At 39.4% G+C, this 11,924-nt stretch carries 8 protein-coding genes; 2 read left to right on the top strand and 6 right to left on the bottom strand.

Annotation, left to right across the window (positions count from 1 at the left end; genetic code table 11):
- Positions 1-58: 58 nt before the first annotated feature.
- Together B4A24_RS08525 and B4A24_RS08520 are read left to right on the top strand one after the other, a co-directional pair.
- On the top strand, positions 59-3,460 hold the full coding sequence (locus B4A24_RS08525; protein WP_293944316.1) for a DUF1080 domain-containing protein: 3,402 nt from the start codon (positions 59-61) through the stop codon (positions 3,458-3,460).
- Positions 3,461-3,613: 153 nt separating this feature from the next.
- Positions 3,614-4,864 carry an ROK family protein gene (locus tag B4A24_RS08520; protein WP_293944314.1) on the top strand — a complete coding sequence of 417 codons (1,251 nt, stop codon included), beginning with the start codon at positions 3,614-3,616 and terminating at the stop codon, positions 4,862-4,864.
- Here the strand turns inward: B4A24_RS08520 and B4A24_RS08515 are convergent.
- The 6 genes from B4A24_RS08515 to rnc form a co-directional block, all read right to left on the bottom strand.
- Positions 4,861-5,220, bottom strand: a complete 360-nt coding sequence (locus B4A24_RS08515) for a CoA-binding protein (protein WP_172392296.1) — start codon at positions 5,218-5,220, stop codon at positions 4,861-4,863. The two genes, B4A24_RS08520 and B4A24_RS08515, sit on opposite strands and share 4 nt — an antisense overlap.
- A 130-nt stretch (positions 5,221-5,350) precedes the next feature.
- Entirely contained in the window at positions 5,351-6,541 is a 1,191-nt protein-coding gene (locus tag B4A24_RS08510) for a serine hydrolase domain-containing protein (protein ID WP_293944311.1), read from the bottom strand.
- 265 nt (positions 6,542-6,806) lie between these two features.
- A complete protein-coding gene (locus B4A24_RS08505) occupies positions 6,807-8,441 on the bottom strand; it encodes a pyruvate dehydrogenase complex dihydrolipoamide acetyltransferase (RefSeq protein ID WP_293944310.1) in 1,635 nt (544 codons plus the stop codon).
- A gap of 29 nt (positions 8,442-8,470) precedes the next feature.
- Positions 8,471-9,466: a pyruvate dehydrogenase (acetyl-transferring) E1 component subunit alpha gene (pdhA, locus tag B4A24_RS08500; protein WP_172392299.1), complete on the bottom strand. Its 996-nt coding sequence runs from the start codon at positions 9,464-9,466 to the stop codon at positions 8,471-8,473.
- A 242-nt stretch (positions 9,467-9,708) separates the two neighbouring features.
- Positions 9,709-11,091 (bottom strand): histidine--tRNA ligase, encoded by a 1,383-nt coding sequence (hisS, locus tag B4A24_RS08495; RefSeq protein WP_293944308.1) that lies wholly within the window; start codon positions 11,089-11,091, stop codon positions 9,709-9,711.
- Positions 11,092-11,147: 56 nt separating this feature from the next.
- Positions 11,148-11,888: a ribonuclease III gene (gene rnc, locus B4A24_RS08490; protein WP_172392301.1), complete on the bottom strand. Its 741-nt coding sequence runs from the start codon at positions 11,886-11,888 to the stop codon at positions 11,148-11,150.
- Positions 11,889-11,924: the final 36 nt, after the last annotated feature.

The raw sequence follows: 11,924 nt of genomic DNA, 5'->3' as shown, positions 1-11,924 counted from the left end.
AAGGCAGCATGAATGCCTTAAAGGGAAAATTGACTAATGAATAAACAGATTTAAACGGATGAAAAAGATATTTAATTCGCTGGCTGTACTGCTTCTTATCTCGAGCGCTTCATACGCCCAGCAGCCCCAAAATAGAACCACAGCTACCAAAATAGCTGATGTGCTAGCCCAACAGCCCGCAGAGGAAAAAGAGAAATTCCTACTCGCCATGCATGAGCTGGAAGGATTTAGTGCAGACGACATCGTTGCTTTCCTAAAAGGTCTAAAAGCTCCCGGAAGTAATAATGCACCAATTGAATTTGCTGCAAACAGTTATTCCTTTTATGTCAATCAGCCCGGAAAAGAGCAGCAAAAAAAAGTACTTGTTGAAGGATTGGCAAAATCCATCGCCCAACTGAGCGAACCCACAAATCAAGTCTTTGCATTGCGTTTACTTCGCCAATGCGCGGACAATTCGGCAATTCCAGCTGTTGCAAACTGTTTAACAAACGATTACCTTGCTGACGCTGCCGCCAGAACGTTAGTATCTATCCGTACCAGCGAGTCTGCTGCAGCACTGGAAAAAGCACTGACAGCTTCGACAACCGAAAAAACAGCAATCGCTATCGTTACCGCCTTAGGTGATTTAAAGGTTAAAACTGCAGAAAATGCAATTTTAAATTTAACGCAAAAATATAATTCAGACCCTTTCCAACGCACTGCACTTATTGCACTCAGTAAAATAGGCGGCACAGCCTCTGCTTCTTTATTTCAGAATAAATTGAACGATGCGGCGTACAGTTACGACAAATTCGATGCAGTCGGACTAGGCATTGACTATGCGCAATCGCTGATCGACAATAAGCATGATCAAGATGCGATCAAATTCCTGAACAAATTCTTTCAAGAATCACAAAAAGCAAAATCCATCAACGGGCAATTTGCTTCATTGAAGCTCCTGGCCGCCATAGATCCAAATAAGCAGAAAAAAAATCTAATGTCTGCTATAAAAAGTGATAATGGTGCCTATCGTAATCTTGCATTACAATTATTAGGTAAATATGGCGAAGGTTCTGATGCGAAGAGCCTTCTCGCTTTAGCGAGCAAGGGCACACCAGAAGTACAGGAAAGTGTACTTAACTACCTTGCACATAACGGATCTGCAAGTAGTTTAAAAGCAATCCAGGCATTAGTAGGTAAAGCGACATCTCCAGTCACAAAATTAGCTGGATTAAGTGCGATCAATACGCTTTCGCAAGGCAAAGAAACCAATACCTTAATTCAGGCGTTTGATGCGGATCAAGAATTCAATAATTCGGTTAAGGCACTTATCCTTTCTTCCAAGGACGCGAATGTAATCAATGATGTCAATAACGCGCTCGCAACTGTTGATGACAGCAAAAAAATTCAGTTACTGGATATCTTGAGTAAACGCTCCAATAATGCGTCATCAAAAGCCGTGTTGGCAATTAAAACAACAAATCCCGCTGTTGAGGAAGCGGTAAATAAAGCCTTGCCCAATGTCGCTCTGGAATCCGATATCGAAGAACTTTTCAATAGATTGAACCACACTACAGATCCAAAATCTGCTTCATTATTGCAAAAAGCGATTGTCAATGTAGTTCATTCAAGCCCAGATGCCGACGGCTTAACAGGAAAACTGGCTGCAAATATTTCAAGATCCGCTGCACCCAGTGCTGCAAAATACTTCCCTATTTTTGCCGGGCTCGGAGATAATCAATCGTTAAAGGCTGTCAGCAATTATGTGAACAATAGCAATCCAGAATTAAGAGCAGCAGCCATTACATCATTGGCAAACTGGTCATCCGCTAATGCTCTCCCTGAACTGATATCTTTATCAAGAACAGAAAAAGATGAGAGCCTATTCAATACCATTTACAAAGGATTAATCAAATCCATTTCCGCTTCAGCAAATACTGTTGATCAAAAAACACTGTTATTACGTGATGCATTTAGTGTTGCAAAAACGATAGAACAGAAGAAAGCCGCACTTGCAGCTTTACAACCAACAGGCACCTACCAAGCTTTTATTTTTGCTGCGGACAAAATGGCCGATCCACAATTAGGTGAAACTGCTGCGAATACCGCCATGAATATTTCCATGGATAATAAATATTATGGCAGCAAAGTACGAGAAGTATTGGAACAGGTCATCGGTAAGTTATCCGGCAGTGAAAGTGGTTACCTCAAAGAAGCTGTTGTACGTTATTTGTCCGAAATGCCAATAAAAGAGGGTTATGTATCGCTTTTCAATGGCAAAGACCTGAGTGGCTGGAAAGGATTGGTCGCTGATCCGATCAAACGGAGTAAAATGAGTACCAAAACTTTGGCAGCCGAACAAGCGAAAGCAGACGAGATCATGCGTAAGGGCTGGTCAGCATCAAATGGCGAGATTGTCTTTAGTGGAAAAGGAGATAATTTGGCTACAATCAAGCAATACGGAGATTTCGAGATGTTAGTAGACTGGAAATTGGAGAACTATGGAGGCATAGAGGGTGATGCCGGTATCTATTTAAGAGGTACCCCACAGGTTCAGATCTGGGATATTGCCAATACTCGGGTAGGTGCACAAGTCGGATCAGGTGGATTGTACAATAATCAAAAAAATGAAAGCAAACCGTTGAAAGTGGCTGACAATGCCACGGGAGAATGGAATACTTTTAAAATAAAAATGCAAGGTGAAAATGTCTCCGTTTGGTTAAATGGACAATTGGTAACTGATAATATCCCACTTGAAAATTATTGGGACAGAAATCAATCCATTTTCCCGACCGAACAAATTGAACTTCAGGCGCATGGTTCAGTTGTTTATTATAGAGATCTTTTTATTAAAGAATTTCCAAGGAGACAGGTCTTTAAACTAAGTGAACAAGAGAAAAAAGAAGGTTTCGATGTCTTATTTGACGGAACAAATCTCGACAAATGGACAGAAAACAAAGCCTATGTAATTAATGATGAGGGTTACATTTGGGTCTATCCTAATGCGAAATTTGGCGGAAACTTATATACAAAAGAAGAGTATGCTGATTTTATCTATCGTTTTGACTTCAAACTCACTCCCGGAGCTAATAACGGCGTAGGCATCCGTGCGCCATTAGAAGGTGATGCCGCTTATGAAGCAATGGAAATTCAGGTACTCGATGATGGCGCGGATGTGTATAAAGATTTAAAACCTTACCAATACCACGGTTCTATCTATGGTGTGGTAACGGCCAAAAAAGGACATTTAAAACCATTGGGCGAGTGGAATTCCGAAGAAATATATGTAAAGGGCAATCGTGTTAAAGTAACTTTAAATGGTACCGTTATTGTCGATGCAGATATCGCTGAGGCCAGTAAAAATGGAACACTGGATGGCAAAAAGCATCCCGGTTTAAAACGTGCAAGTGGCCATATTGGTTTCTTAGGACATGGAACTGAAGTATTCTTCAAAGACATTCGTGTAAAAAGGATTAAATAGTCTTTTGAAGTGCAAGAAAAAAGGGGATAAGATGTCTTATCCCCTTTTTTCCAAAAGACCGGCTTGTGTGACAAGTGAGAAAAATAACCGAATGATTCCAAAAACTTTTATTAAATTAAGGAACTAGGACTCTAATTCAAAATATGATGTTTTATGACTAAAGCCGTAAACCTACTGATTAACAAAAAATTGGATAGCAAGCCTGAGAAGAAAAATCTATTCAACAAACTTTCTATTATAAAATTAATAGCCGAATTAGGATCTGTATCAGTAAATGACATCGTAAAAAATCTCTCGCTAAGTCTTCCAACAGTCAACAGCCTAATCGCAGAACTATTGGAGGACAACATCGTACGTCAGTTTGACAAGGGAGAATCTATCGGTGGTCGCAAACCAAATCTCTATCGGCTATGCGATGGACTGTTTCAAGTACTATGCGTAGAACTCCAGCGGTTTTCCATTACATTGAGTATCATGGACAACAACCAGAATATCGTTGCTGAAACTGTTGAACTGGACAACGAACTATCCCGCAATGCCGATAATCTGCGTGATATTACTCAAATTATTGATCAGTATCTGCTAGAAAAAGCTGTAGATACTGCGAATCTAACTGGCCTGATTATTAGTATGCCGGGGTTAATTAACGCTGATGAAGGAACAAATGAGACATTTTTACATGATGCATCACAATCTATTACAGCTTACTTCGAAGACAAATACAAAAAACCGGTATATATACTCAACGATGTAAAAGGGGCTGCATATGCAGAGTTAAAATTTGGTTTAGCTAAAAACACCAAAAATAGCCTAATTATCTTAATGGACTGGGGAATAGGTCTTGGAATAGTTTCCAATGGTGAAGTTTATCTTGGACGGGATGGCTACTCCGGCGAAGTAGGACATATGCCTTTCATTGATAATGGGGAATTGTGTTACTGTGGCAAAAGAGGATGTCTCGAAACCGTCGCTTCCGGAATTGCCTTGGTCAACAATGCAAAACAGGAGATCCAAAAAGGTGAACTGACTAAACTTAATGAGTTGCAGAAAGAAGAGTTAGATCACCTAACACCAACCCATGTTATCGAAGCGGCTAATAAAGGTGATCAATTTGCAATAAACCAAATCTCCAAACTGGGCACAAACTTGGGGAAAGCATTTGCATCGCTGATCCAGCTGCTCAATCCTGAATTGATCGTATTGGGTGGCAAAATTGCAAAAGCTAATGAATTAATTACAATCCCTATACAACAAGCAATCAATTCATATACGATGGCGATCTTAAAAGAACATTGCGATATAAAAGTATCAAGTTTGACCCTAGATAGCAATACGATCGGTCTGACAAACTATTTTATCACAAAATATCTGTCAGTCGAATTGATCCAGAAATCCAAAATCTAAAACTGACCTGTACTCAATAATACAAGAGTACAGGCTCTTTCAGTTTTAATACCATTTTCCATGGCCAATTGCTCCAATTCAGCATTTTCCGCACCAGGATTAAAAATAATACGCTTTGGTCTTGTATCCAAAATATAATTATAATATTCTTTTTGATTCGGCTCGCCGAGATACATCGTTACCGTATCAATATCGCTGTGTATGTCACCTTTCTTTTCGATAGGAACACCCGCTACTTCTCCCCCGCTCAAACCGATGTTAACAATATCATGTCCGTGTTTACGCAACATATTCGCTGCTTTATTTGAATAGCGCGAAGGGTTTGTACTAGCTCCTAATATTAATGTCTTTTTCATCCTTATACTTCTTTGTTCAATAATGATTTACCTTTAAGGACAGGCATATTGTTTTCTTCAATACCGAGTATCCAATTATCAACGATTAAAGCAAAATTATCCGTTCGTTTTATTATTGATACGCATACAATTATTCATCTATAATAAAGTCACCATGGGTGCTATAAGCATTCTTGCGTAAAACGGGCATACCTAAAATTTTATAGAGTTCGTCCAATTTTACCAAGCTACCATTTGTCATATTTGAAAGTAAAACAATAACAATATTTCTTTTCAAATCCCGTACATAGATATGACGAAAACCGTGCCACCATCCGGTATGATAAACAATATGATCATTGCCATGTTCAAAAGTACGCCACCCATATCCATAGCTAAAAATACCTTTTTTTGCATCAGGGTAACCTCGGTAAGCTGAATCCAACGTCGATTGTTTTAATAAGCGGCCATCACGAAGTGCTAAATCAAAACGGTAAAGGTCTCTTACCGTACTATAAATTCCTTTGTCTCCCAACGGTCCATCCTGAAAATTCTGTACCACCGATCTTCGCCATATCTTATCGTGTCCGATGACGTTGGTCGGTATCTTTTCGTATACAGCCTTTGACAACGCAGCCGTATTAGTCATTCCCGCAACATTGAAAACACTGTCTTTCATATATGTTGCATAATCCTGTTTCGATACCTTCTCGATTATCGCTCCCAAAACCATAAAATTGGAATTATTGTAGAAAAACCGCCCACCAGGAGCCCCATATCGATTGGGTTTAAACTCAGTTAGCATTTTCATAACATCCTGATTGGTCATCCCTTTTTTGCGGTCCGGCCAATGTTTCTCCGAAAAATAAACATAGTTCGGTAAGCCTGACCGATGAGTCAATAACATTTTGATCGTAATCCCAGGATAAGGAAAATCTGGATAAAAATCATTAATTGTTTGATCCAAACGTAATTTACCTGCTTCGACCAACTTCAATGTACCAACAGCAGTCAAGGGTTTGGAGACTGATGCCAATTCAAACTTATCATCAATTTCCAAGCTATCACGTTTTAGATAGTTGGCCCAGCCGAATGTATTTTGATATAGAATTTTACCATCCTTTGCCACTAGCACATTTCCATTAAAAGCGGACTTTGCATGCAGGTTTTTCATAAAAGCATCGATCTTGGGATCTGCATGCTGCGGATTGTAAATAAGTCTTGTACTATCTATTTTTGCCTGTGCTATTGCCGCTTCTTTTTGTTTTTTCTCTTTTGAACTACAGGCAACTGTAGATGCCAACAAAAGAGCTACCATTCCCTTTAAAAAAAATAATTTCACGTATTGCGTCTCCTGGATTTCTATTTTTGTGTTATGTTTTCCCGTCTCAATAAGGGCGTCTTTACTTAATTGTCATACGATTTATTCACCGCAATTATCTCATATCTGCACGAAATGAATGTGTATTCTCTTTGATTTTCAATAAAGAACCTAGTGTAAAGATAATAATGCTAAAATGAAGATTTTAGTATAAAAAAACGAATTTTTAGCACAAAAAAAGCCACTTTATTTCTAAAGTGGCTAATATTTTATTGGTTTATAAAATCTATGCTAATAATCTAACTGGATTTTCAACCAAAGCTTTTAAAGTCTGTAAGAATGCAGCACCTGTTGCACCATCAACCACGCGGTGGTCACAGCCCAAAGTTACTTTCATTACGTTACCGGGAACTACGGCACCATTTTTCACAACAGGAACCGCCTGTATAGCTCCTACAGAAAGGATAGCTCCATCAGGAGAATTAATGATAGATGTAAATTCGTCAATTCCGAACATACCTAGGTTAGAAACCGTAAAGGTAGATCCTTCCCAATCCGCCGGTTGTAATTTCTTCGCCTTCGCTTTTTGAGCAAAATCTTTCACCTCAGCAGAAATGTGCGATAATGATTTACCATCCGCAAAACGTACTACAGGAACTAACAAGCCATCTTCAACAGCCATAGCAACACCGATGTTGGTATGTTCGTTGAAACGGATTTTATCTCCCTGCCATGAAGAATTCACAGCTGGGTGTTTTTTCAATGCTACGGCAACAGCTTTCACAACGATGTCATTGAAAGACACTTTTACTGGTGCGATCTCATTAATTTGAGCACGGGCCGCCATGGCATTATCCATATCAATAGACACTGTCAAATAGAAATGCGGCGCAGTGAACAAGGACTCAGCCAAACGACGTGCAATTGTCTTACGCATTTGGTTGACAGGTTTCTCTGTATAACGTTCTTCACCGACATAAGTAGGTAAAGTAATTGCTTTTGTTTCTGTTGTAGGCGCATCAGCAGCTTTTGTTTCAGCTGGTTTAGCTGCAGTCGGAACAAAAGATTCCACATCTTTTTTCACGATACGACCACCATCGGCTGAACCTTTTATATCACTCAAGTTGATACCCTTTTCCTTTGCAATCTTACGTGCCAAAGGCGAAGCTTTCACACGAGAGTCGTCGTTAGTAGCAGATGAAACCGGGGCAGCAGTTGCAGCCGGAGCGGAATCAGCTTTAGGAGCAGCTTCCGTAGTATCTGTTTTCGCTGGAGCAGATTTTTGATTTAATAAAGGTGTAATATCAGTGCCAGCAGGACCAACAATTGCTATAATATCATTTACTTTTGCAGCTTCTCCAGCTTCAAGACCGACATATAACAATGTACCATCAGCATAAGCTGTAACTTCCATTGTTGCTTTATCTGTTTCGACATCAGCAATAGCATCATCCGATTTAATCGTATCACCAACTTTGAAGTTCCATTGTGCGATAACACCTTCCTTCATCGTATCACTCAACAATGGCATTGTAATTACGGTACATCCTAATTCCTCAGGAGTAACCGTGCTAGCCGAAGATTCTGGACCAGAAACTTCTTCTACTTTTTTTTCTTCGGTTTTTTCCGGTGCTTTTTCAGCGGCTGGAGCGTCTCCACTCAACAAAGCCTGAAAATCTTCACCAGGTTCACCCAAAACAGCGATAACAGCATCTATAGCTACTGCTTCACCTTCTTTCGGGCCAATATATAAAAGTGTACCTTCTTGGTAAGACTCAAAGTCCATTGTAGCTTTATCCGTTTCGATTTCAGCTACCAGATCACCAGAATTTACTTTATCACCAACTTTTTTGTGCCATTTTGCGATGACCCCTTCGGTCATTGTATCGCTCATTTTCGGCATTCTTACTACTTCAGCCATTCTGTATTATATTATCAAGTTAAAGAGTATTAATCTAAAATAAATGGATAGTCTTGTTGTACATAGACATCTTTGTACAATTCATCAGCATCTGGATATGGAGATTCCTCCGCAAATTTCACTGACTCTTCAACTACTTTCTTCACGTCAGCTTCAACCTCAGCAAACCAAGCATCATCTGCATAGTTATTTTCCAAAATAGCGTGTTTAGTCGACAATACTGGATCACGGTCTTTATACGCTTCCAATTCCTCTTTTGTACGATATTTTGCAGGATCAGACATCGAGTGTCCTTTGTAACGGTAAGTACGGATTTCTAAGAATGTAGGGCCTTCGCCAGCACGGGCACGTTGAACAGCTTCGTCCATTGCGTTATGTACAGCCACAACATCCATTCCATCTACCGGAGCAGAAGGCATATCAAAACCTAAGCCCATTTTGTAAATATCTTGCATATTGGTCGTACGTTGTACAGAAGTACCCATCGCATAACCGTTGTTTTCACAAACGAAGATAACAGGGAGTTTCCATAACATCGCCATGTTAAGTGTTTCGTTGAATGCACCTTGACGTACAGCTCCATCGCCCATATAACAGATATTTACATTATCTGTACCAAGATATTTCTCAGCAAATGCAATGCCAGCACCTAAAGGAATCTGACCACCGACAATACCATGGCCACCCATGAATTTATGTTCTTTAGAAAAGAAGTGCATAGAGCCTCCTTTACCTTTTGAACAACCTGTGATCTTTCCATATAATTCAGCCATACAAGCATTTGCAGAAACGCCTTTAGCCAAAGCGTGGGCGTGATCACGATAAGCAGTGATTAAAGAATCTTCAGGTTTGATAACCGACATCGTCCCAGCGACTACTGCCTCTTGTCCTATGTACAAGTGACAGAAACCACGAATCTTTTGCTGTCCGTAAAGTTGACCTGCTTTTTCTTCAAACTTACGCATAAGTAACATAGACTTATACCACTCCAAATATGTCTCTTTTGTTATAGGTGTTGAACTCATTTCAAAGTTTTGATTTTCTTACAATTCTAGACTACAAATCTAATAATTTTGGATGAATTTCCTTGGTCAAAAATCAATTTTATTTCTACTTTAAGACACTTCTAAGACATTTGATTTAAAGTATATAGCATTTTTCAACAAATAAATGAACGGCACAATCAAATAAATCAAAAACTTATGAAATAAAAAAGCCAAAGGACTTAATAATCATTTGGCTTAATCTATTTTATACAAATTATTTACTAACGAAGTTTTTGGATAAGCTCGTTTTCCGTAACCTTCACCTGCTCCCCACTTTCCATGTCCTTGAGGGACAATTCACCCGAGGAGACCTCTTCTTCACCAACCAATAGGACATAAGGTATGCCCTTCCCATCAGCATACCCCATTTGCTTCTTCAGCTTCACTGGCGCGGGATATAATTCTACTGCAATATTTTCTTTACGAAGTTTATTGAGCAAACCCAGTGTATAGGTTTCAAGTTGTTTATCAAAATTAATGATCAAAAGCTTAGTAGAATCCGCTTTGTCCGCTGGGAATAAATTCAGTTCTTCCAATACGTCGTATATACGGTCAGCTCCAAAGGAAACACCTACACCTGTCAGCCCTTTCAGGCCAAACATGCCTGTAAGATCATCATAGCGTCCACCGCCACCGATACTTCCCATGGCAACTTCGTTTGTTTTCACCTCAAAGATACAACCTGTATAGTAATTAAGACCTCTCGCCAATGTAATATCCAGATCAATAATACGGGGCAACAGCTCCGTATCCCCGCTCAACTTGGTAATATAATCGAAAACCTCCTCTATTTCAGCAATACCTGTCAAACCAATTGAAGAGTCGGCCAAGATAGATTTTAACGACGCAAGTTTCTCCCCATTTGAACCTTCCAATAAGATGATCGGTTTCAACAGATTCAGATCAGCTTCGGTAAAACCTCTTTCCAACAGCTCTTTATTGACCCCATCCAATCCAATTTTATCCAGCTTATCAATGGCGACAGTCATATCGACAATAAGTTCTGGCTTTCCGATAATTTCCGCAATACCGGAAAGGATCTTTCGGTTATTGATTTTAATATTAAAATCCTTCAACCCAAAATGCTCAAAAGCTTCCTGATAAATCAGAATAAACTCAGCTTCATTCAATAAACTAGTTGAACCCACCACATCGACATCACATTGGTAAAATTCGCGGTAACGGCCTCTTTGCGGTTTATCAGCCCGCCAAACCGGTTGTACCTGAAAACGCTTAAATGGTAAGGAAATCTCATTCTGATGCATCACAACATAACGTGCAAAAGGCACTGTCAGATCATATCTTAAGGCTTTATTAGAAATTAAAGGGATAAGTTCATTCAAGGCCCTTTCTTGTAACAAATTATCCGGGGCTTTTGCCAAATAATCTCCAGAATTGAGGATCTTAAAGATCAATTTATCGCCTTCATCACCGTATTTACCGGTCAAGGTTGTTAAATTCTCAAATGAAGGGGTTTGTATTTCATTGTAACCATATTTTTTAAACACAGCTTTCAATGTGTCAAAAATATAATTACGTTTGATCATTTCGGAAGGCGAAAAATCTCGGGTTCCTTTCGCCAAAGAAGGTTTTACTACTGCCATATTTGGCAAAGTTAATATTTAGCGGCGTACTAAATACATTAAAGAATAAAAATCTCTTATTCTACTTCAAGAATTTTAAGAAATTCGCAGGCTTTTTCCGCAGCCAGCTTTTCAGCCGACTTTTTATTAAAATCACGGCCTAAGCCACATACCACCCCATCTACAACGGCCTCGATGCTAAACATTTTTGAAGACTCACCTTCTGGATTGTCCGTTTGCTGGAACAAGATTTCTTTTCCGGTATGCTGGCACCACTCGATCAACCGACTCTTGAAATTCGTCTCAGTTTGTTCCAATAATTGGATATCAACATGTGGTTTAATAATTCGGTTCAGCAAAAAACTTTTCGTAAATACATAACCCTTGTCAAGGTACACCGCGCCGATCAATGCCTCAAAAGCATCACCTAATAGTGATCCCTGTTTATTCGGAAAGCTAATCATTCGGGCGTCAAACTGTATCATTTCGTTGAATCCCAATTTTCTGGAAAGCTGATTCAGGTTTGCACGGCTGACAATTTTGGAACGCATTTCGGTCAGGAAACCTTCGTCCTTATACGGGTATTTCTTGAATAACAATTCGGCAACGACCGAACCTAAAACAGCATCACCCAAGAATTCCAAACGTTCATTACTGTTCTTCGCCCCTTCTTTGATCGTTACCGCAACAGACTTATGTCTGAATGCCATCTTGTACAAATGCACATTCCCGGGAATAAAACCAAGTAGGTTTTTTAGTTTCCTAACATATTCCCGATCCGGTGAAACATATAACTTGTATATCCTTGAAAAAGGCATCTCATCTAAAAATAAGGCGACAAGTTCTAATTAAAG

The sequence above is a fragment of the Sphingobacterium sp. UBA7249 genome, assembly GCF_002472835.1.
Lineage (GTDB): Bacteria > Bacteroidota > Bacteroidia > Sphingobacteriales > Sphingobacteriaceae > Sphingobacterium > Sphingobacterium prati.
This window is presented reverse-complemented; position numbering and strand designations above follow the sequence as displayed.

Coding starts and splice junctions, on each gene's coding strand:
- B4A24_RS08505 (WP_293944310.1), bottom strand. CDS start 8,441: ATGGCTGAAGTAGTAAGAATGCCGAAAATGAGCGATACAATGACCGAA.
- pdhA (WP_172392299.1), bottom strand. CDS start 9,466: ATGAGTTCAACACCTATAACAAAAGAGACATATTTGGAGTGGTATAAG.
- hisS (WP_293944308.1), bottom strand. CDS start 11,091: ATGGCAGTAGTAAAACCTTCTTTGGCGAAAGGAACCCGAGATTTTTCG.
- B4A24_RS08515 (WP_172392296.1), bottom strand. CDS start 5,220: ATGAAAAAGACATTAATATTAGGAGCTAGTACAAACCCTTCGCGCTAT.
- rnc (WP_172392301.1), bottom strand. CDS start 11,888: ATGCCTTTTTCAAGGATATACAAGTTATATGTTTCACCGGATCGGGAA.
- B4A24_RS08525 (WP_293944316.1), top strand. CDS start 59: ATGAAAAAGATATTTAATTCGCTGGCTGTACTGCTTCTTATCTCGAGC.
- B4A24_RS08520 (WP_293944314.1), top strand. CDS start 3,614: ATGACTAAAGCCGTAAACCTACTGATTAACAAAAAATTGGATAGCAAG.